Origin of the sequence: Pseudooceanicola batsensis HTCC2597 (genome assembly GCF_000152725.1) — a bacterium.
Taxonomy (GTDB): Bacteria; Pseudomonadota; Alphaproteobacteria; order Rhodobacterales; family Rhodobacteraceae; genus Pseudooceanicola; species Pseudooceanicola batsensis.
This window is the reverse complement of sequence record NZ_CH724131.1, coordinates 3,197,728-3,217,200: the sequence shown is the minus strand read 5'-3', so window position 1 is coordinate 3,217,200 and position 19,473 is coordinate 3,197,728. Positions and strand designations below refer to the sequence as shown.

28 protein-coding genes are annotated in these 19,473 nt (G+C 68.0%); 12 read left to right on the top strand and 16 right to left on the bottom strand.

The window, feature by feature from the left end; genetic code table 11:
* Window positions 1-56 precede the first annotated feature (56 nt).
* Window positions 57-698: an NrsF family protein gene (locus OB2597_RS19385; protein WP_009807320.1), complete on the bottom strand. Its 642-nt coding sequence runs from the start codon at window positions 696-698 to the stop codon at window positions 57-59.
* Window positions 699-716: 18 nt separating this feature from the next.
* Window positions 717-1,256: a sigma-70 family RNA polymerase sigma factor gene (locus OB2597_RS19380; RefSeq protein WP_009807319.1), complete on the bottom strand. Its 540-nt coding sequence runs from the start codon at window positions 1,254-1,256 to the stop codon at window positions 717-719.
* Window positions 1,257-1,439: 183 nt separating this feature from the next.
* Between OB2597_RS19380 and OB2597_RS19375 the strand changes: the two genes are divergently transcribed.
* The 4 genes from OB2597_RS19375 to OB2597_RS19360 are packed head-to-tail and all read left to right on the top strand — an operon-like array spanning window position 1,440 to window position 3,996.
* The gene (locus OB2597_RS19375) at window positions 1,440-1,763 is read left to right on the top strand and encodes a BufA1 family periplasmic bufferin-type metallophore (RefSeq protein WP_009807318.1); all 324 of its coding nucleotides are present in this window, start codon (window positions 1,440-1,442) and stop codon (window positions 1,761-1,763) included.
* Between the two features lie 60 nt (window positions 1,764-1,823).
* Window positions 1,824-2,681 carry an MNIO family bufferin maturase gene (gene bufB, locus OB2597_RS19370; RefSeq protein ID WP_009807317.1) on the top strand — a complete coding sequence of 286 codons (858 nt, stop codon included), beginning with the start codon at window positions 1,824-1,826 and terminating at the stop codon, window positions 2,679-2,681.
* Window positions 2,678-3,436, top strand: coding sequence for an HvfC/BufC N-terminal domain-containing protein (locus OB2597_RS19365; RefSeq protein ID WP_009807316.1), 759 nt, complete (start codon window positions 2,678-2,680; stop codon window positions 3,434-3,436). The genes bufB and OB2597_RS19365 overlap by 4 nt, the downstream gene beginning before the upstream one ends.
* A complete protein-coding gene (locus OB2597_RS19360) occupies window positions 3,433-3,996 on the top strand; it encodes a DoxX family membrane protein (RefSeq protein ID WP_009807315.1) in 564 nt (187 codons plus the stop codon). Before OB2597_RS19365 ends, OB2597_RS19360 begins: the two co-directional genes overlap by 4 nt.
* Here the strand turns inward: OB2597_RS19360 and OB2597_RS19355 are convergent.
* Complete coding sequence (locus tag OB2597_RS19355; protein ID WP_009807314.1) at window positions 3,947-4,315, bottom strand: hypothetical protein; 369 nt, start codon at window positions 4,313-4,315, stop codon at window positions 3,947-3,949. The two genes, OB2597_RS19360 and OB2597_RS19355, sit on opposite strands and share 50 nt — an antisense overlap.
* A gap of 3 nt (window positions 4,316-4,318) precedes the next feature.
* Window positions 4,319-4,633 carry an arsenate reductase family protein gene (locus tag OB2597_RS19350; protein WP_009807313.1) on the bottom strand — a complete coding sequence of 105 codons (315 nt, stop codon included), beginning with the start codon at window positions 4,631-4,633 and terminating at the stop codon, window positions 4,319-4,321.
* Between the two features lie 203 nt (window positions 4,634-4,836).
* Between OB2597_RS19350 and OB2597_RS19345 the strand changes: the two genes are divergently transcribed.
* Complete coding sequence (locus OB2597_RS19345) at window positions 4,837-5,043, top strand: cold-shock protein (protein ID WP_009807312.1); 207 nt, start codon at window positions 4,837-4,839, stop codon at window positions 5,041-5,043.
* A gap of 25 nt (window positions 5,044-5,068) precedes the next feature.
* Here the strand turns inward: OB2597_RS19345 and OB2597_RS19340 are convergent, their stop codons facing one another.
* From OB2597_RS19340 to OB2597_RS19320, 5 genes are all read right to left on the bottom strand, one after another.
* Window positions 5,069-5,365, bottom strand: coding sequence for a hypothetical protein (locus tag OB2597_RS19340; RefSeq protein ID WP_238529740.1), 297 nt, complete (start codon window positions 5,363-5,365; stop codon window positions 5,069-5,071).
* Between the two features lie 137 nt (window positions 5,366-5,502).
* The gene (locus OB2597_RS19335) at window positions 5,503-5,790 is read right to left on the bottom strand and encodes a hypothetical protein (protein WP_009807310.1); all 288 of its coding nucleotides are present in this window, start codon (window positions 5,788-5,790) and stop codon (window positions 5,503-5,505) included.
* A gap of 82 nt (window positions 5,791-5,872) precedes the next feature.
* Complete coding sequence (locus OB2597_RS19330; protein WP_009807309.1) at window positions 5,873-6,283, bottom strand: DUF2177 family protein; 411 nt, start codon at window positions 6,281-6,283, stop codon at window positions 5,873-5,875.
* Between the two features lie 165 nt (window positions 6,284-6,448).
* Entirely contained in the window at window positions 6,449-7,456 is a 1,008-nt protein-coding gene (locus OB2597_RS19325) for an SGNH/GDSL hydrolase family protein (RefSeq protein ID WP_009807308.1), read from the bottom strand.
* 171 nt (window positions 7,457-7,627) lie between these two features.
* Window positions 7,628-8,110 carry a dihydrofolate reductase gene (locus OB2597_RS19320; RefSeq protein WP_040609985.1) on the bottom strand — a complete coding sequence of 161 codons (483 nt, stop codon included), beginning with the start codon at window positions 8,108-8,110 and terminating at the stop codon, window positions 7,628-7,630.
* A 255-nt stretch (window positions 8,111-8,365) separates the two neighbouring features.
* Between OB2597_RS19320 and OB2597_RS19315 the strand changes: the two genes are divergently transcribed.
* Window positions 8,366-8,578 (top strand): hypervirulence associated TUDOR domain-containing protein, encoded by a 213-nt coding sequence (locus OB2597_RS19315; protein ID WP_009807306.1) that lies wholly within the window; start codon window positions 8,366-8,368, stop codon window positions 8,576-8,578.
* A 118-nt stretch (window positions 8,579-8,696) separates the two neighbouring features.
* Here OB2597_RS19315 and OB2597_RS19310 read toward each other — a convergent pair whose 3' ends face one another.
* Window positions 8,697-9,593: a thymidylate synthase gene (locus tag OB2597_RS19310; RefSeq protein ID WP_009807305.1), complete on the bottom strand. Its 897-nt coding sequence runs from the start codon at window positions 9,591-9,593 to the stop codon at window positions 8,697-8,699.
* 447 nt (window positions 9,594-10,040) lie between these two features.
* Here OB2597_RS19310 and OB2597_RS19300 point away from each other — a divergent pair, with 447 nt between their 5' ends.
* From OB2597_RS19300 to OB2597_RS19290, 3 genes are read left to right on the top strand one after another with little or no spacing between them, the layout of a single operon-like run.
* Window positions 10,041-10,469 carry a VOC family protein gene (locus OB2597_RS19300; protein WP_009807303.1) on the top strand — a complete coding sequence of 143 codons (429 nt, stop codon included), beginning with the start codon at window positions 10,041-10,043 and terminating at the stop codon, window positions 10,467-10,469.
* On the top strand, window positions 10,463-11,167 hold the full coding sequence (locus OB2597_RS19295; protein ID WP_009807302.1) for a DUF1194 domain-containing protein: 705 nt from the start codon (window positions 10,463-10,465) through the stop codon (window positions 11,165-11,167). The genes OB2597_RS19300 and OB2597_RS19295 overlap by 7 nt, the downstream gene beginning before the upstream one ends.
* Window positions 11,152-11,895: a DUF1194 domain-containing protein gene (locus tag OB2597_RS19290; protein WP_009807301.1), complete on the top strand. Its 744-nt coding sequence runs from the start codon at window positions 11,152-11,154 to the stop codon at window positions 11,893-11,895. Before OB2597_RS19295 ends, OB2597_RS19290 begins: the two co-directional genes overlap by 16 nt.
* A gap of 242 nt (window positions 11,896-12,137) precedes the next feature.
* On the opposite strand, the gene OB2597_RS19285 is transcribed toward OB2597_RS19290, so the two are convergent.
* From OB2597_RS19285 to OB2597_RS19275, 3 genes are all read right to left on the bottom strand, one after another.
* Window positions 12,138-12,632 carry a MarR family winged helix-turn-helix transcriptional regulator gene (locus OB2597_RS19285; protein WP_040609984.1) on the bottom strand — a complete coding sequence of 165 codons (495 nt, stop codon included), beginning with the start codon at window positions 12,630-12,632 and terminating at the stop codon, window positions 12,138-12,140.
* Window positions 12,633-12,707: 75 nt separating this feature from the next.
* Window positions 12,708-12,992 (bottom strand): FAD assembly factor SdhE, encoded by a 285-nt coding sequence (locus OB2597_RS19280; RefSeq protein ID WP_009807299.1) that lies wholly within the window; start codon window positions 12,990-12,992, stop codon window positions 12,708-12,710.
* Window positions 12,989-13,390: a helix-turn-helix domain-containing protein gene (locus OB2597_RS19275; protein WP_009807298.1), complete on the bottom strand. Its 402-nt coding sequence runs from the start codon at window positions 13,388-13,390 to the stop codon at window positions 12,989-12,991. The genes OB2597_RS19280 and OB2597_RS19275 overlap by 4 nt, the downstream gene beginning before the upstream one ends.
* A gap of 86 nt (window positions 13,391-13,476) precedes the next feature.
* On the opposite strand from OB2597_RS19275, the gene OB2597_RS19270 reads away from it, so the two are divergent.
* Window positions 13,477-14,679, top strand: coding sequence for a pyridoxal phosphate-dependent aminotransferase (locus tag OB2597_RS19270; protein WP_009807297.1), 1,203 nt, complete (start codon window positions 13,477-13,479; stop codon window positions 14,677-14,679).
* A 121-nt stretch (window positions 14,680-14,800) separates the two neighbouring features.
* Entirely contained in the window at window positions 14,801-15,214 is a 414-nt protein-coding gene (locus OB2597_RS19265) for a hypothetical protein (RefSeq protein WP_009807296.1), read from the top strand.
* Here OB2597_RS19265 and OB2597_RS19260 read toward each other — a convergent pair.
* The 3 genes from OB2597_RS19260 to OB2597_RS19250 form a co-directional block, all read right to left on the bottom strand.
* Entirely contained in the window at window positions 15,192-16,598 is a 1,407-nt protein-coding gene (locus OB2597_RS19260) for an MATE family efflux transporter (RefSeq protein WP_040609982.1), read from the bottom strand. The genes OB2597_RS19265 and OB2597_RS19260 overlap by 23 nt on opposite strands.
* A gap of 70 nt (window positions 16,599-16,668) precedes the next feature.
* Complete coding sequence (locus tag OB2597_RS19255) at window positions 16,669-17,598, bottom strand: nickel/cobalt transporter (RefSeq protein ID WP_009807294.1); 930 nt, start codon at window positions 17,596-17,598, stop codon at window positions 16,669-16,671.
* A complete protein-coding gene (locus OB2597_RS19250) occupies window positions 17,580-18,242 on the bottom strand; it encodes a DUF1007 family protein (RefSeq protein WP_009807293.1) in 663 nt (220 codons plus the stop codon). Before OB2597_RS19250 ends, OB2597_RS19255 begins: the two co-directional genes overlap by 19 nt.
* A 197-nt stretch (window positions 18,243-18,439) precedes the next feature.
* Here OB2597_RS19250 and OB2597_RS19245 point away from each other — a divergent pair, with 197 nt between their 5' ends.
* Entirely contained in the window at window positions 18,440-19,408 is a 969-nt protein-coding gene (locus OB2597_RS19245) for a cyclase family protein (RefSeq protein ID WP_040609981.1), read from the top strand.
* The last annotated feature ends 65 nt before the right edge of the window (window positions 19,409-19,473 follow it).

Sequence of the window (19,473 nt, the reverse complement as noted above, 5' to 3'; positions counted from 1 at the left end):
CGCACCCTACGGGCGGCGCGGCCCTGGGCGCATAGCCCGGCCAGGGCGCGGGACGGTCACCACCTCAGCCAGCGCCCGCCGGCCAGCGCGCCGATTCCGGCTGCGATGCCGATGCCCAGCGAATACCAGACCGCATAGAAGAGCGGCGAATCCTCGGTGCAGAAGGTCGAGTAGAGCGCCGCCGCCAGCCCGCCCGCCGCCAGGCCCGCCAGCGCCCCCGCGGCGCGGGGGCGGACCGGGGCGCCGCGGCGCAGGGCCAGCATGAGCCCCACGAGGATCGGCATGGAGAGGGCCGTGATCGAGGGCAGGCAGACCTGGATCGAATGGCCGAGAAAATCCGCCAGCCGCTGATCGGCCGGCGTGGTGACGAAGACCCCGGCGAAGAGGGCCGCGGCGGCGGCCGGGACGATCCAGATCAGACGGCCGGTCCGGCCGGGCACGCCGGCGGGACGCACCGCGCGCAGCCCCAGCACCAGGGCGAATGCGGCCAGCACGAGCGGCAGCGACATCTTGGCGAAGACGAGCGGGTCCAGCATGACCTGGCCGAGCGCCGGGCGCGGGCCGAGCGCCAGCAGATACAGAACGGCAGCCGCCGCCAGCCCGGCCCCCAGCCCCAGGCCGGCCCGCTGCGCGATCGGCGCGGCCGGGGGCGGCGCCGCGTCCCGCGCCAGCATGGTGATGAGATCGTCCGTCTTCATGCCTCGGTCTTCATCCGTTCACGTCCCGCCGTCACCGGCCAGGTCCTTCAGTTGCACCATCGCGCGGTGATAGGCCACGCGGACGGCTCCTTCTTTCATCCCCAGGGCGCGGCCGACTTCCGCCGCGCTGCGCCCCTCCAGCCCGACCGCGCGCACGATCCGCGCCGCTCGGTCGTCGATCCGGTCAAGCAGCACCGCGAGATCGCGGGCCGCCGTCGTTTCGCCCGCCTCGTCCGGCAGCACCTCGACCAGGTCGTCGAGGGGCACCTGCCCGCCGCGCCGGCCGCGCCTGCGACCGGCATCAGCCGACTTGTAGCGGGCGATGGCATAGAGCCAGGGTCTCACCGGCTCGTCCTCGCGCCATGTATGACGCTTGGCGTGAACCGCAAGGAGCACCTCCTGCACGATGTCCTCGGCCTCCTCGGCGCGCGCCGTGCGGGCGCGGACGATGGTGCGGATGACGGGCGCGGCTTCGGAGAGGAAGGCCGCATAGGCCGCGCCGTCCCCGCGCAGTGCCCTGCGCAGCAGATCGCTCCAGCGGTCATCGCGATCCGGCATCTGTCTCTCCATTCGGGCCCGACGGGCAAACGTTACAGCCACCGCGTGAAAAACGGCAATCTCATCACTCGTTCGTGAGCCGTGTAACAGGCCCGCCCCGCCCCGCGAAGGGAGGAGCACGGACGCCGGACACGGCGCCGCAACCAACGAACGCCATTCCGGCATATCCAAACGGAGGAAACCATGAAAACCAACAAAGCCGTCATCGCCAGCGCATTCGTCGCCGCCGTTTCCGCAACCGCCGCCGCCACCCCGGCCGCCGCCGCCGACAACGTCAAGTGCTTCGGCGTCTCGATGGCCGGCGAGAACGACTGCGCCGCGGGGCCGGGCACGACCTGCGCGGGCACGTCCAAGGTCGACTACCAGGGCAACGCCTGGACGCTGGTGCAGGACGGCACCTGCGAAACCGACAGCCCCGTCCTGGCCGACGGCACCGAGGTCATGCTGCCGGACGGCAAGATGGGCAGCCTCGAGGCGCTTGAGCGCGACCTGCCGATGGACAGCTGACCAAGCGCGCGGGGCGGGTTCGCGCCCGCCCCGACGCAACCTGTTTCCGGGGAGGTTCCCATGACCACAGCATCCGAATTGCCCGCCGCGCCGGGCGTCGGCTACAAGCCGCAGCATTATTCCGCGCTCCTCGCCGATCCGGGCGCGGTGCAATGGCTGGAAATCCACGCCGAGAATTACATGGGCGACGGCGGGCGCCCCATCGCGCAGCTTCGTCACCTGGCCGAGCGCTTTCCGATTTCCGTGCACGGGGTCGGCCTGTCGATCGGCGGCGAAACCCGTCCCGACCCGGATCACCTGGCGCGGCTGAAACACCTCTGCGACTGGCTGAACCCGGCCAGCTTTTCCGAGCATCTCGCCTGGTCGACCCATGACGGCGCCTTTCTGAACGACCTGCTTCCCCTGCCCTACACGGAGCGAACGGTGGCGCGGGTCGCAGATCATATCGACGAGGTGCAGGAGGTGCTGGGCCGCCGAATGCTGCTGGAGAACCCCTCCTCCTACCTCGCCTTCGCCGATAGCACGATGCGCGAGACCGATTTCCTGCGTGCAGTGGCCGACCGGACGGGCTGCGGCCTGCTGCTCGACGTGAACAACGTCTTCGTCTCGGCCACGAACCTGGGGCTCGACGCCCGGCGGTATGTGGAAGAGTTCCCCATGGACCGCGTGGGAGAGCTGCATCTGGGCGGGCATGACGAGGATCACGACGATCACGGCGCGCCGCTGCTGATCGACAGCCACGGACGCGCGGTCGCGGATCCGGTCTGGGCGCTGCTCGACGAGGTCCTGGGACATGGCGGCCCGGCGCCCTTGCTGATCGAATGGGATACCGATGTTCCCGACTGGCCCGTGCTCGCCGCCGAGGCGGGGCGGGCGCGCCACGCCCTCGCGCGCGCGGCGGAAAGAGCGGCAGCATGAGCGGCACTGATCAAGGCCTCTTCCGTGCCGCCGTGATGAACCCCGCGGCGGCTGTCCCCTCCTCGCTGCGTGACGGCTCGGGGCGTCCTGCTGGGCGCCGGTTCGCCGTCTACCGCAACAATGTCGCCGTCAGCCTGACCGAGGCCCTGGCCGAGGACTTTCCGGCCTGCCGCGCACTGCTGGGCGACGAGACCTTCCGCGCCATGGCGGGCGCGTATCTCCGACAGCATCCGCCCGCCTCGCCCCTGATGGCCCGCTACGGGGCCGAACTTGGGGCCTTCATGGACGCGGCTCCGCAGCTGTCGCGCATGCGGTGGATCGGAGACCTCGCCCGGTTCGAATTCGCGCTGCGGGACAGCTATCATGCGGCGGACGCCACGCCGCTCGGGGCCGAAACCCTCGCCGCCATTCCGCCCGAAAGCCTGCCGGAGCGGCGGTTCGGCCTCGCTCCGTCGGTGCGCGTCCTGCGATCCGATTGGCCTGTTCTGTCGATCTGGCGCCGCGCGACCGAGGCCGGGGCGCCACAGGCGCAGCCCGTCCCCGAGGACGTGCTGATCGCCCGGCCCGCTTACGACCCCGAGCCGCACCTGCTGGGCCCCGGCGATGCGGCCTTCGTCGATGCCCTGGGCGCTGGCGCGCCGCTGGGCGAGGCCGCCGAGGCCGCCCTGGCCGTGGCGGGCGCGCATGATGCCACGGCGATCCTGACCCTGCTGATCCAGACCCGAAGCCTGACCGAACCGGAGCCCCGGCCATGACCGATCCCTCTGCCCCCCTTGCCCGACTGACGCCCGGTCTTCCGCTGCTGGCGCGTTTCGTCTTTGCCGCCGTTCTGGTGCCGTACTACTGGGCATCGGCCGCCACCAAGATCGGCGGTGGCATCTCCGGGATTTTCTCGCCTTCGGTCGGGGCCTACGCACAGATATTTCCCGGCGCGATGGAGGCGGCGGGCTTCGATTCCGCAAACCTGGACCTCTATCACCGGATCGTGGTCGTGGCAGGCACCTGGGCCGAGTTCCTCCTGCCCCTGCTGATCGTGCTGGGCCTGCTGACCCGGCTCGCCGCGCTCGGCATGATCGGTTTCGTGGTGGTGCAAAGCCTGACCGACCTCTTTGGCCATGGCGGGATCGCGCATGAGGGGACGCTTGGCGCGTGGTTCGACAGGACGCCGGATGCGCTGATCCTCGATCAGCGGGCTTTGTGGATAAACCTTCTCGGCACCCTTGTCGTGCTCGGGGGGGGCCTGCTGTCCGCCGACCGGCTGATCTTCAGAAGTGCGCCTTCGGCTCGTCGGGTTTCCCCGCAGCCAGAGCCATGAGCCCGGCGACACCGCAGAACGCCATCGGGAAGAGGGTGAAGACCCCGAGGCCAAAGCCCACGTACATCCCGGCCACCGACAGCAGAAGCAGCGCACCGCCCCAGAGGGCCCGGACCTTGGCCATGCCCGCGCCGGCCAGCGCCAGGATGGGCGCCAGAACGGCCGTCGCGCGGAGGGCATCGACGTTGGCCACCTGTTCGAAAAGGCCCTCGACCTCGCCGAAGCGGTCGACCGCCTCGGTGTAGCCATAGCTCGCAAGGCCGACGACAAGCCCCATCAGGCCGCCGATCAGCCCGAGGATCAACGCCGCGTTGCGCATCGGTCAGACCCCCAGCTCGGCCCGGGCATCGGCTGCCCAGCCCAAGGTCATGCGGTCGCCGTCCACGATAAGAGGGCGTTTCATCAACGTCGGATGCTCGGCCAGAAGCTGCGCGGGCGGCAGGGCCCGCGCCTGTTCATCCAGGGTGCGCCAGGTCGTGGACCGGCGGTTCACCAGCGCATCGCCGAATCTCGCGAGAGCGGATTCCATCACCGCGGGCTCGACGCCCGAATCCCGGACATCGACAAATTCCGCAGCGGGAAGTGCCTTGCGCGCCGCGCGGCAGGTGTCGCAATTTTTCAGCCCGTACAGCTTCATACCGTTCCTTCCCTTAGGCGTTTGCGCTGACATAGGTAACAATTCGATAAGATTCACCCCGGTTTCGCTTGCTTTTTACATCCGGTCGGTACTCTCCTGTGTCATGGCACCGCCAATCCGGCCGCGCCCAGCTGTTCCGGTGCGATCCACGGTGCCAGGGAAGACCCGCAATTCCGCGGGGCGAAGACAGAAGGAGAGGCGGCATGCCTGTGGGCACCGTAAAGTGGTTCAATACAACCAAGGGCTATGGTTTCATTGAGCCCGAAGAAGGCGGCAAGGACGTGTTCGTCCATATTTCCGCGGTCGAGCGGTCCGGGCTGACCGGGCTGGCGGACAACCAGAAGGTCGGCTACGAACTTCAGGATGGCCGGGACGGCCGAAAGATGGCGTCGGACCTCAAGCTCCTCTGAAAATGCGAAAGCGATCCGGCCGGTCTCAGGCCGGATCCCGCTTGCCCGTCTCGGTCCAGGCTTCGCCCATGGCCACGATGCAGCTCTGGCCGCTGGCATAGGTGATGACCATCGTCCAGTCGCCGCCGTCGTCGGTCCAGACCTCGACGACCTGTTCGGGCCCGCGCAATCCCATGCTCTGCCGTTCGCTGCCGAGCTGATGGATCAGCTTGTCCTTCATCCTGGCCTTGCTCTCGCAGATCACCTCGGCGATCGGGCTGGGCGTGGCGAGGGCGGACACCGGGACGGCGATAAGGAAAAGCGTCAGCGCGGAACGGATCAAGATGATGCGGCCTTCTGTTACCTTGCCCAAGTGTAACAGTTTCATGACATCGCAGCGAGCGGATTGTGCGCCCCGCCCGGCGAACGAAAAAGGCGCGCCGCGCGGCACGCCCCAAGCTAGCTCCGATGCCGTCGCGGTCAGTTCCGCGGCGACTTCGAGCCATAGTGCCCGCCGGGCGATTTCGAGCCGTAGTCGACGTGCGGCCGGTGATATGCCCGGGATACAGGGTGCCGCTGATACTGGGAATAGGTAGCGGCCTGGTTCGGCACGCCGCAACAGATCACCCCGCCGAGGCGGACGGGCTGGAGACCTTCCGGACAGTAGTTGGCCGAGGCCGGATAGGGGAAAAGCTTGGCATCCATCGCCGCCGCGGGCGCCATCATGGCGAGCAGGCCGAGGCCCGCGCTCAGGATCAGGTTCTTCATCTTGCCACCCCCACCTCAGGTCGCCTTCCGGCGCGATGTGCTCAGCTTAACAGCCTGACACCGAAACGCAAAAGGCAAATGATCAGCCCGCGTTGCGGAACAGCGCCTGGGTGATCAGCACGCCCAGCAGCGCCGAGCCCCCGGTCAGGACCGTGCCCCAGGCAAGATCGACCGCGACCATCCGTGGCGACCAGTCGCGCAGGGTGGCGAAATTGGTGAACTCGTACGTGCCATAGGCCATGGCCCCGATCAGCATCCCGTTCGACAGGGCCTGCCAGGGATTGCCGTCGCGCAGGGCCGGGTGCGACACGAACCACACCAGACCGCCGACGTAGAAGAGATAGAAGATCGCCGCCGGGGCAAGGCGGAGATCGTCGAGCAGCAGGTGACTGATGCGGGTTTCGAAGACCGGCCGGATGACGGTCTTGAGCATGATGGCATCGAGGCCGAGAAAAATCACGGCGGTGGAGATATAGAGTGTGAGGATCTGCATGTTGGCCTTCCGCGTCGTTCAGAGGGAATACGCAACGCGTGGCGAGACGGATCTGTCGGGGCGAACGGGTGGGGTCCGGCGCGCCCCCCCCGATATCGGGCACGGTGTGAGGGTGGGCCGAGAGCCCACCCTGCGCGGCGCGGCGCCCCGGACGTGCCAAGGGGGTCAGGCGGCGGCGCGTTTCCGCACTGCCAACGCGCCGAGACCGGCCACGAGCAGAAGACCCGAGGCCGGCAGCGGCACCGGGGCTACCGCACGCAGCACCGTCGCCTCGACCTCGTTTGCCCATTCCCGATGGACCGGCGTGGTCGGATGGACCGGATCGGCCAGGGAATACGCATTGGCGAGGTCGAGATCGAAGATCGGATCACCGGAGCCGTCGAAGCCCGCGAACGTGCAGTTCGTGGGGTCGAAGCTGCCGATGCCGGTGCTGGCGCAGGGGCCGGTTTCGGTGATGCCGTAGGCGGTCGGATCGGCAGCGATGCGGGCCGAGGCGGCATCGAGGTTCGGCACGTAGATATTCAGGCCGCTTGCGCGCAGACCGGCCACCTGTTCGAACAGATATTCGTTGTACTCGACGCGCGTCGCGCCGAAGGTCCCGTCGCCGGCGCCCGGCGTCAACGGAATGATGAAATCGCCGAAGGGACCTAGTCCCGCGATCCGCTCGACCGCGGCGATCACGTGATCGACCGTGTCTTCCACGTCGTAAGCCGGGTTCAGCACCGTCCGTCCCGCGTCGAGATAGGTCTGCTGAAAAATGTCGTTCGACCCCATGAGAACCGAGACCAGCGGCCGTGACCCGGCCGCCGAGAGGTCGAGGTCGCTCTCGAAGACATCGACCTGGTCGCTCAGCGTGGCGAACTGGTTGAGGTCGAAGGTCGGGTCGGTTGTGGCCGTGCCGTAAGGCGCATTGTCGTTCTCGGGACCAGCCGTCGCACCACCCAAGGCGTAGTTGTCGCTGGTCGCGAAGTCCTCGGCGATCATTTCTGCATAGGTCGGCCCGTTGGTAAACCGCCCGCCGGCGCTCGGCGGGGGCAGCAGCCCGAACTTGCCGTCATCCGTCAGGCTGTCGCCGAAAGCGTAGTAGCTGGTAAAAATGGTCCCGAGCGTCCCGGCGGCCGCGGGCACCGAAATGCAGACGGTCAGACCGGCTGCAATCAACAGGTTTCTCATCTTGGTCTCCTCCCTGAAACGCGGGAACGGTAGGGGCGGAAAAACGGTCTGCAAGACTGGGCAGGGACGTGTTTCGCGCTAAGGCAGGCGCATCCGCCCGCCTGTTCCGCCCGCAGGGTGGGCTTTCAGCCCACCATTCCGCCCAACGTCCCCGGATCATCCACAGCCGCCCTACCCCCCGCGCTTGCGGATCAGTTCGCGGACGGCGTAGCCCGGATCGCCCGCCGCCGTCGCCCGGGTCGTCTCCTGCCACTCTTCCTCGTCGAACTCGGGAAAGAAGGTGTCCGCATTCTCGACCGCGGTCTCCACCTCGGTCACCAGCAGACGGTCGGCAAGCGGCAGCATGTCGCGGTAGATGCCCGCGCCGCCGATGCCGTAGATGCGGAAATAGCCCTCGGCCTCGGCCAGGCGGACGGCCTCTCCGACCGTTTCGCAGATCAGTTTCGCGGTGTCGGGCCGGCTGGTGACCACGATGTTCAGCCGCCGGTTCAGCGGCTTGGCCGGCAGGCTTTCCCAGGTGTGGCGGCCCATGATCAGCGCACCGCCGGTGGTTTCGCGCTGAAACATCTTCAGATCGCCCGGCAGGTGCCAGGGGATGCCCCCGTCCTTGCCGATGGCACCGTTGCGATCGCGGGCGACGACGAGCGTGATCATGCCGTCACCGGCGCCGTGATGCCCGGCCTGGGCCTTGTTCCGGCTTGTCTGCACATCTGGTGATTCCCTCCGCCCCGAAAGTTTGCAGAGGTGTACCACTTTTGCGCCCCCCGGGACGAGCAAGTCGTCCGGTGAAATGGCGACGGCGGCAAGCCAGGGGCACGATGATCCTGCTGATGTCGATCACCGAGCGCCGACTCCGATCCGGAACGGGGCAGGATGCCCGCGCGTTGAGACGGTGAAGGAGGTCGACGGATGGCAAAGTTTTCGACGAACGATCACGTCAGCTGGAATTCCGAGGCGGGCCGTGTCAGCGGCCGGATCGTGAAGGTCCACGAGGCGGATTTCGACTACAAGGGTCATCGCCGCCGCGCCTCGAAGGAGGAGCCGCAATACGAGATCGAGAGCGACAAGACCGACCATATCGCGGCACACAAGGAGGGGGCGCTGACCAAGCTCGACTCGTGAGCGGCGCTTTCGCGTTTCATCGGAGATGCCGGCGGCTTGCCGCCTGCGGACAGTTTTCACGGCGCAGCATGCGCGGCGATCCTTCCCCGTAAGGGCCGCCTGACCGTCAGGTCGCGCGCTACACCGCGACCTCCGCCCGGATCGCGGCATGGGGGGCATATCCCTCGACCTCGAAATCCTCGATCCGATACCCGTCGATGCTCTCGGCCTGGCGCAGAAGTCTCATCCGAGGAAGAGGCCGCGGCTCGCGCGACATCTGTTCGCGTGCCTGGTCGAGGTGGTTGAGATAGAGATGAACGTCTCCGCCGACCCAGACCAGTTCACCCGGCCGCAGTCCGGCCTGCTGGGCCAGCATCAACTGCAAGGAGGTTGCCCCGACGTAATTGAAAGGCGCCCCCAGCAGCAGGTCTGCCGATCGTTGAAACAGAAGACAGTTCAGGCGCCCGTCAGTGGTGACGTGGTACTGGTAGACCATGTGACAGGGCGGCAGCGCCATCCCCCCCAGCTCGGCCACGTTCCACCCGTGGAAAAGCATCCGGCGGCTCGCCGGGTTCTCCCGGAGGGTCCGGACCAGGTCGGCGATCTGGTCATGCTCCTTCCCGTCCGAGCCCAGCCAACGGCGCCACTGTTTGCCGTAGACGGGCCCGAGCTCGCCCCAACGTGCAGCGAAGGCGTCATCCTCGAGGATGCGCTGTTCGAAAACGTCCTGCCCGATATCCTCGCCGGTCTCGCGGCGGTAGGTCGCCAGCGGCCAGTCCGTCCAGATGCGGACATTCTCACGCAGGAGCGGCTGGATGTTGGTGCCCCCGGTCAGGAACCACAGCATCTCCTTGACGGCTGTCTTCCAATAGACGCGCTTGGTCGTGAGGATCGGCACGGTGTCTTCGGAGAGGTCAAAGCGCACCATGGCCCCGAAGATCGAGCGCGTGCCCACCCCGGTCCGGTCGGTGCGCTCGTCGCCGTTTTCCAGCACTTGGGAGAGCAGATCGAGGTATTGATACTCGGGATGGCGCATGCGCGGGCCTCGCCTTGAAGTCAGAAGAAGATACCGCCGACGTTACAGAATGCAGAGAGGCGCATCCAGCGCAGAGAGCCGGGACAATCGATCTGCGTCGCAGGAGGCGCCGATCGACGGCTTTGAGGCCGTGCGGGGACCCATGCCGCGGGCTGTCGGGGGGCTCTTTGCTGAACATCCCGATCCGGCCGGCCATCTGGTGGGCCACAACCACCGCCGTTGCGCGCGCCCCATTCGCCTCCGGCTGATCCGCACCGGGGCCACGTGCGCGACGGCAGGCTCGCCAGCCCCGGCCATTCAGCACGAGCCGGCGCCCTTCGGCCCGTTCATGGCGATCCGATTCGCCCGGGGCCGGGACGGCATTCCTGCCTCCGCCGGGCCGCCGCCCCTCGACAGCGGCGGGCGAGGGTCTATCCTCGCCTCAGCGACCGACACACAGGAGCCAGCATGAAAGTCCGTTATCTGCATACGATGGTCCGGGTGAAGGACCTTGAACGCACCATGGCGTTCTTCGAACTTCTCGGCCTGAAGGAAATACGCCGCACCGACCACGAACAGGGGCGTTTCACACTGGTCTTCATGGCCCCCGAGGAACAGGACGAGTGCCCGGTGGAACTGACCTACAACTGGGACGGGGACGACGCGCTGCCCTCGGACAGCCGCCATTTCGGGCATCTCGCCTATTCGGTCGGCAATATCTACGAGATGTGCCAGCACCTGATGGACAACGGCGTGACGATCAACCGCCCGCCGCGTGACGGGCGCATGGCCTTCGTCCGGTCGCCGGACAACATCTCGGTCGAGCTTCTGCAGGAGGGCAGCGCGCTGGATCCGGCTGAACCCTGGGCCTCGATGGAGAACACGGGCCATTGGTGAGCCGCTGCGCCGGGAGCCTGACCGCCCTGGCCCTCATGGCCGGGGCCGCAGCGGCAGACTGCCGCCTGGCCCTGGTTCTCGCGCTCGACGTATCGGCTTCGGTCGACAGCAGCGACTATGCCCTGCAGCGGGACGGGCTGGCCCAGGCGCTGAACCATCCGACGATCCGCGCGGCGATACTCGACGGCGCGCCGGGCGACGTCGTCCTGCATGTCTTCGAATGGAGCGGGCGGTATCAGCAGACGACCGTGGTGGACTGGACGGTGCTGGACACCCCCGCGGCGATGGACGAAATCGTCGCCCGGATCGGGGGATGGAAACGATCGTACAAGGAGTTCCCGACCGCACTCGGCTATGCGCTCGGGCATGCGGCCGGCGTTCTGGAGACCGGACCGCGCTGCGCCCGGCAGGTTGTCGATGTCTCGGGGGACGGGATCAACAACGAGGGCTTCATGCCCGTCAGCGCCTATATGCACTTTCCCTTCGACGGCGTGACCGTGAACGGACTGGTGGTGCAGGGCAAGCAGGCCGAGGTGGTCGATTTCTACCGGCGCGAGGTTCTGCGCGGCCCCGGCGCCTTTCTCGAAACCGCCGACGGGTTCGAGGATTTCGAAAGCGCAATGATCCGAAAACTGTTCCGCGAGATCAACGGGATGGTCGTCGGCTCCAGCGGGGGGGCGGCATGGTCGCCGGGATGAGGGCACTTGTCGTCCTGGCGCTGCTCGCGCTGCCTGCGGGCGCCCAGTCGGCCTGTCGGCAGGCGCTGCTGCTCGCCCTGGACGTGTCCGGCTCGGTCGATGAGCGGGAGTATCGCCTGCAACTCGACGGGCTGGCGGCGGCGCTGCTGCATCCCGACGTGGTCGCGGCCTTCGAGGCGATGCCGGATGCGCCGGTGCGGCTGGCCGTGATGGAATGGTCGGGACCCGGTTTCCAGCGCGTCCTGTCGCCCTGGCGGGAGGTCGCGGACAGCGCCGGGCTGGCAACGGTGGCCGCCACCCTGCGCGGGACCGGTCGGGTCGCGGCGGATTACTCCACCGCCATCGGGTCGGCGCTGGTGCGGGGCGGCGCCGAGGTCCAGGCTCAGCGAGGGTGCTGGCGGCGGGTGATCGACGTCTCCGGCGACGGGAAGTCCAATGTGGGCCCCCTGCCCGGCAGCGTCGGGGCCGAGCTGCGCGGGGTCACGGTGAACGCGCTGGTCATCGGCGAGGCCGGTCCGACGGCGCGCGAGGGACGGTCGCCGGAAATCGGAGAGCTGGTCGCCTATTTCCGGGCCTACGTCCTGCGGGGCGAGGATGCCTTTCTGGAAACCGCCCGCGGATTCGCGGATTTCGAGGCCGCCATGGTGCGCAAGCTGCTGCGGGAGTTGCGGGTGGTCGCGGTTTCCGAAGCGGAGGGGAGGGCTTCGCCGACCCGGCGCGGCGACTGAGCTGAGCGTTGCGCGGGCTGCGGGCGTCCGCCGTCGCCTCCCGGAGAGGCAGAACGGGGGGCCGCGGCGACGCACGGGCGGTTCGAAAGGGGTTCGCCCGGCCCAGTCCCGTGGCCATTCACTCACGTCCCCCCCGACCCCGAGGGCGGCATTGCTGGCTGCGGGCCCAGAACCGGGCCCGAGGACGCTCCGGACGGACACCGACCCGGAGAGAGCGGTCGCGGCAGCCGGGCGACGGCCGGTCAATAGATGTACCGGATCTGGTCCGACCAGTACCGCTCCACGCGCCGGAGCGAGGCGGTGATGAGGTCGATGCCACCGATATCCACGATCTCCCGCTCGCCCAGTTCCGAGGCATGGCGGCGGAACAGCCCGGCCACGGTGTTCCGGACCTCGCGCCCCTTGGCGGTCAGCCGGACCCGGACGGAGCGGCGGTCGATTTCGCATCTCTGGTGATGCATGTAGCCCATCTCGACAAGCTTCTTGAGATTGTAGCTGACGTTGGAGCCCTGGTAGTAGCCGCGGGTCTTGAGTTCGCCCGCCGTGACCTCGTTCTCGCCGATGTTGAAGAGAAGCAGGGCCTGCACGGCGTTGACCTCCAACACGCCGGTGCGTTCGAATTCATCCTTGATCACGTCCAGGAGAAGCCGGTGCAAACGCTCCACCAGGGAAAGCGCATCGAGATAGGACGCCAGAAACGCCTGTTGGCCTGCGGGTAGCGCCGCGGGTTCGTGCATAGAGATCATCATATCCGTTCCGTCACTTGCTGCTCGGACCGGACATTGGCGGAAAAAGCCGAAAAAACCGTTAAGTCAGGCGGGTCTTTTGGCCACCGGATCGTTTTCGGCAGCGGCGGCGATACGGGCGATCACCTGCGCCAGCGGCGCAGGCGGTTCCGCCTGGCCCGTGATCCAGCGATAGAGATCCTGGTCGTTGCGGCCCAGTATCTCGTCGTAGATATCCAGTTCCGGATCGCTCAGCGCCGCCAGATGCGCCTCGGCGAACCGCATCAGAAGGATGTCCATCTCCTTCATGCCCCGCCGCATGGAGCGCATGCGCATGCGGCGCAACCTGATGTCGCGCGGTTCGTCCGTCATCCGGCGTCCTCTTTCAGCTTTGTCCGCAGGCGCTTTTCCAGCACGCCTAGCCGGTCCACCTTGGCATCGAGATCCGTCCGCAGCTCGCGCAGTTCGGCCAGGATCGCCATCACGTCGCCGGGAAGGTCGGCGCCCTCGCCCGGGGCTTGCACCCCGTCGCCTTCGCCGGTCAGCAGCCACGACAGGGAAACCGACAGCAGGCCGCTGAGCATCTGGAGCCGGTTGGCGCGCGGTTCGGACAGGTCGTTCTCCCATCCGCGGAGCGTTGACAGCTTGACGCCGAGCCGTTTCGCCAGTTCGCCCTGCGTCATCTCGGCAGCCTCGCGGGCCGCGGCGAGGCGGTCCCCGAATGTCGCGCTGTCGGCGCCGTACCAGCCGCTGGTGTCGTCGTCCATCATCGGTTCCCTCCGCCGAACCCGCTTGAGAGCCCGGTGCTTTGCTTCTATGACAGGGCCGTCCGAAACACAAATTCCGGGGGCCCCCGATGCCTTTCCTGTCCGACACCCTGTCCCGCGTCAAACCGTCGCCGACCATCGCCGTGACCAACATGGCCGCCGAGCTCAAGGCGGCGGGAAAGGACGTGATCGGCCTGGGCGCCGGTGAGCCGGACTTTGACACGCCGGACAACGTCAAGGCTGCGGCAATTGCGGCCATCAATGACGGGAAAACGAAATACACCGCCGTCGACGGCATCCCCGAGCTGAAAAAGGCCATCTGCGCCAAGTTCAAGCGCGACAACGGACTGGACTACACGCCCGAGCAGGTGACGGTCGGCACCGGCGGCAAGCAGGTCCTCTACAACGCGCTGATGGCGACGCTGAACCCGGGCGACGAGGTGCTGATCCCCGCGCCCTACTGGGTGTCCTACCCCGACATGGCGCTGCTCGCCGGGGGCGAACCCAAGTTCGTCGAGGGCCAGCTTCAGACCAGGTTCAAGATCACGCCCGACCAGCTCGAGGCGGCGATCACGCCCAAGACCAAGTGGTTCATCTTCAACTCGCCGTCGAACCCGACCGGCGCGGGCTATTCCCGCGACGAACTCAAGGCCCTGACCGACGTGCTGAAGAAGCATCCGCATGTCTGGATCATGACCGACGACATGTACGAGCACCTGGCCTATGACGGGTTCGACTTCTGCACCCCCGCCCAGGTCGAGCCGGAACTGTACGACCGCACCCTCACCGTCAACGGCGTCTCCAAGGCCTATGCCATGACCGGCTGGCGGATCGGCTACGCGGCCGGCCCCAAGGAACTGATCGGCGCGATGCGCAAAATCCAGTCGCAGTCGACCTCGAACCCTTGTTCGATCTCCCAGTGGGCGGCGGTCGAGGCGCTGAACGGCACGCAGGACTTCATCCCCGCCAACAACGAGACGTTCAAACGGCGCCGCGACATGGTCTGCGAGATGCTGAACGCCGTGGAGGGGATCACCTGCCCCGTGCCCGAGGGCGCCTTCTACGTCTATCCGTCCATCTCGGGGCTGATCGGCAAGACCACCCCGGACGGGGTGAAGATCGAGGATGACGAGACCTTCGCCAAGGCGCTGCTCGAGGACAAGGGCGTGGCCGTTGTCTTCGGCGCGGCCTTCGGGCTCTCGCCGAACTTCCGGGTCTCCTACGCGACCTCGGACGAGGCGCTGAAAGAGGCCTGCACGCGCATCCAGGACTTCTGCGCGGGCCTGAACTGATGCCCTGGGCGGGAGGTCGGGCCGCCTGGGCGGCACCGGCGGGTCCGGCCGCCTCTCGGGCCGACGATCAGTCCGGGGGCTCGCTGCCGCCGAGGCCCGGCCCCGCGCGGGAGGAGCCGTGATGGCGACCGAACTGCCCCCGTACTACTTCCGCGTCCGCGACAACGGCGCCTTCGTCTTCCGGGTCCTCGCCGCCGACCGCGCCCGCCGGATCGAACTGGATCAGATCGCCGTGGCGAATATCCGGAACGGCGAGATCAAGCCTCACGGCGACCGGGACCTCTCGCCAGAGGATATCGCGGCGATCGAGGAATGGATGGCCGATCGGCTGGCGGTCATGTCGGCGCGCGACATCGACGACATCCATCGCACCGTCGACACCCTGAACCAGACCGCACATTGGGCGCAGTCCAAGGCGACGGATCACGAACTGGACCAGGTGACGGACGCGCTGCTGCTCGCGATGCACGACCTGCGCACGATCCTCGTCCGAAAAAAGGCCGACCGCACGCTCAGGGAGCGGGGAATGGCTTGAGCGGCGGGACCTCGGGGTCTTCGGGCGGATCGACCGACAGGCGCGGCAGCACCTGGCGCCAGAACCACAGGTTCAGCAGGACCGCCGCCACCGCCAGCCCCGCGGCCAGCCCCAGCCAGACGCCGACGCCACCGAGGCCGAGCGGAAATCCGAAACCGTAGGCCACCGGCAGGCCGATCAGCCAATAGCTGACCGTCGCGATGTACATGGGCACGCGCGTCTCCTGCACGCCGCGCAGGATGCCGATGGCCATGACCTGCGCCGCATCCACCAGCTGGAAGAGCGCCGCGGCGATCAGCAGCGCGACGCCGATGGCGATGACCGCCTCGCGCTGCGGGTCGTCGGGATCGAGGAAGAGGCCGATCAGCGTGGCGGGCATCGACAGGAACAGCACGATGGTCAGCACCGCCGCCACCATGGAGAGCAGGATCGACGCGATCGCGCCGTCGCGCAGCGCGGTCCAGTCGCGCCGGCCCATCGTCCGGCCCACGCGGATCGTGGCGGCGTTGGACAGGCCGAGATGGATCATGAAGGTCAGCGAGGCGATCTGCAGCGCGATGCCATGCGCCGCCAGCGGGATCTCGCCCAGCCAGCCGAGCATGACAGACGAGGCCGAGAACAGCCCCACCTCGGCCAGCGTGGTCAGGCCGATCGGGACGCCAAGGCCGAAGACCTGCCGGAACGAGTCCCAGTCCGGCCGCCACATGCGCTGGAACAGGGTGTGTTCCGGCAGCCGGCGCTGGATATAGGCGATCAGAAGCAGCATCGAGACCAGCTGCGTCGCGACCGAGGCGATGGCGGCCCCTCGGATCCCCAGTTCCGGAAACCCGAGATGGCCGAAGATCAGCACGCCGTTGAACCCGGCGTTGGCCACCACCGCCGCCAGCGTGACCCACAGGATGACCCGCGTGCGCTCCAACGCCGAGAGAAAGCTCTTGAACACCATGACGACGTTGGCGGGCAGCAGCCCCAGCCCCGCGATGGCGAGGTACGTCCCGCCGAGCGCCGCGATCTCGGGCTCCTGTCCGATCGCCAGGAACAGCCCTTCGCTCAGATACATGAGCGGCAGCATCAGCACCGTGTAGATGGCAACCAGCCAGAGCGCCATCCGGGTGGCGCGGCGGGCCTGGGTGGTGTCGCCCCGGCCCTCGGCCTCGGCCACGACCGGCGTGACGGCCCATGCAAACCCCGACCCGGTGATGAAGATCACGAAGAAGAAGCCGCCGGCGAGCACCTGCGCCGCCAGGGCCGAGACATCGTACCAGCCCAGCATGAGGGTATCCGTCAGCGTGATCGCGAACTGCGCCACGTGGCTGCCGATCAGCGGCAGGCCGAGCGCCAGCAGCGGCCGGATGTGGCTGCGGATATCGGGCTTGGGTGTCATGATCCCCATTACGCCCGGGCCGGGCCACGGGCAAGGCCCCGACTGCGGGTGCAAGCGCGCCGTTGCGGGCTCAGCCCAGCCGGGCGGCCATGGAGAGGGCGAGCGCGAAGACCAGCAGGCCGGCCGCCAGTTCGGTCAGCGCGCCGGCGCGGGCGGCCATGGCAGCATCGGGCAGAGCGGCGCGTATCCGGTCCAGCGAGGACCGGCGCAGCCAGACCGAGGCGAGGGCCGCCGCCACCGTTACCGTCGCCACCCCCAGACCCATGGCGAATGCGCCGGCGATCCCCGCCGCCAGCAACTGCATGCGCCACGCGACAATCAGCAGGAAGAGCGCGCCGGTGCAGGGCCGGATCGCGACCGCGCCGATCAGGACGAGCGCATCGCGCAGGCTGCGCGTGCGGGCGGCTTCTTCCGGGGTCGGACCATGGGCATGGCAGGTATCGCAGTGATGGTGGCCATGACCATGATCGTGATCGTGATCGTGGCCCGGTCGGCTCCGAAGTCGCCACAGGCTTCGCAGGCCGCGGGCGGCCAGCCACAGCCCGACCAGCGCGATGGCCACGTAGGACAGCAGGTTGAGCGTGCCGTCCGCAAGGCCGGTGACCTGCGTGCGCGTCCATTGCAGGGCGCCGATGCCGGCCAGCACCAGCAGGACCGCCGTCGCCGACTGCGCCAGGCTCGAGGCCAGCGCCAGCCCGGCCAGCCGTGCCGCCGCCACCTGACGGCCCACCCCGTAGCCCCCGATCAGGATCTTGCCGTGGCCCGGCCCCGCCGCATGGAAGACGCCGTAGAGGAAACACAGGCCGAGCAGCCCCGCGACGGCCCCCGCCTCGCCCTGCCGCAGCGCGCGCAGCGTCCGGGCGAGCGCGTTCTGCGCGTCGCGCTGCCCCTCGGCCGCCCATCGCGCGACGGAGTCCAGCCCGCCCCCCAGCCAGAGCCACGCCGCGACCCCGAGCACGAGGACCAGCGGTAGGGCGAGGATCACCCGGCGGGCTGGCATGTCAGCGTGACCGTCTCGGCGAAGACATGGCCCAGCAGCGGGACCCCGACGGCATCTTCGGGAAAGTCCTTCATCACGTCCCTCGCTTCGCGATAGGCCTCGTTCTCGTCCGGCTTGTCGATATTGACCGTGCAGAGCGGGTTCGCCGCGTCGCCCGCGATCCGGACGCCGAGGGTCAGATCGTAGGCGGTGTAGAACTCGGGGTCGTAGGCCTGCAGGACGGCGGTCGCGGCATCGGCGGCCGGCTCGACGGGGCGGCGATGGACAGAGATCAGCCGCCCCTCGACCACGCGCGTCTCGAGCGGGACCGGCGGGCCGAGCGCGACTGCTCCGTCCTGCGGCCCCTCGAGGTAGAGATCGCCCTCGTAGCCCTCGACCCACTTCATGTCCCATCCTTCGACCTGGCGCAGTTCATCGGGCGTGAGAACGCCGTCCGCATCCGGGTCGAGCCCCATGTCCTGGAGCACCAGCAGGGAATAGAACTCGTCGTAGGCCCAGGTCACGTCGACGGCCTCGATCCGCGCCTCGTCGTCGAGATGAAGGGTCAGGCCGGTATCGACGAAGACATGCGGATGCGCCCCGAGCCCCCCGGCTGAGAGGGCCGTGCCAAGCAGAGCGAGAAGCGGGAGGGCGCGCCGGATCATGCCAGTTCCCTACCCCGCGCGGCGCATCGCGGCAAGCGAGGCCGGCCCGGGCAGGCCGCCCGGTCGGCGGCAGCTTGCCCGCGCGGCATGGACCCCGCCGCAGCGCGGCGTGACAAGCTGACGCAGCTTGCCTAGTCTTTCCCCGACCGCACGGGCAGAGAAATGCGCGCGGCATGGACGATCGGGAGGTGAAATCCATGAAATCAATCTTCGAACCGGCCGTGGCCGGGCTGATGGCCTGTACCCTGATGGCGGGCGCGGCGCTTGCCGAAAGCCACGGGGACATGGCGTGGACCGAGTCGAAATACGGGCCCGACGACGAGATCGGCGCGGCCAACCTGCTGACGCCCGAGCGCGCGAAGATGGCAGCCGACCTCGTGACCGAGGGCAAGGTCTATTCCCTTGGCCTCACGCTCGACAGCAGCGTGCCGGCCTTCGCGCCGCGGTCGATGTCGGTCGCGATCCTGCAACCGGGACAGGTCAACAACTCGGGGCTGGGACCGACGGAGACGACCTATAACGACGACATCTTCATGGGCTGGCTGGGGATCGGGTCGCAGATCGACGGGCTGGGCCATATCGGCGTGGATCACGTCTATTACAACGGCAACGACGGGGCGGATTTCGTGGCCGCCGACGGCATGACCAAGCTGGGTATCGAAAAGGTGCCGCCGATCGTCACCCGGGGCGTGCTGCTCGACATGTCGTCGCACTACGGCCAGGAGATCGTGCAGGAAGGCACCGCCTACACGCGCGAGGACATCATGGAAGCCGCCGAGTCGCAGGGCGTGGAGATCCGCGAAGGCGACGTGGTGCTGTTCCACTCGGGCTGGCTCGACCTGCTAAAGGAGGAGACGCGGGACGCGCAGCGCTATGGTTCGGTCGAGCCGGGGCTGGGCAAGACCGGGGCCGAGTATCTCGCCGAGATCGGGGTGATCGCGGTCGGTGCGGATACCTGGGGGCTCGAGGCCGTGCCCTTCGAGGACGGCGTCGGCGTCTTCGAGGTCCACCAGATCCTGCTGGCGCACAACGGCATCTACATCCTCGAGAACATGGTGACCGAGAACCTGGTCGCCGACGGGGTCAACGAATTCATGTTCGTGCTCGGCCAGGCCAAGGTGCGCGGGGCCGTGCAGATGATCATCAATCCGGTCGCGATCCGGTAGGAGGCCACGGAGCGATCGGTGAGGCGGGCGGGCCAGGGGCCCGCCCGTTCCTTTCGGGCCCGGTG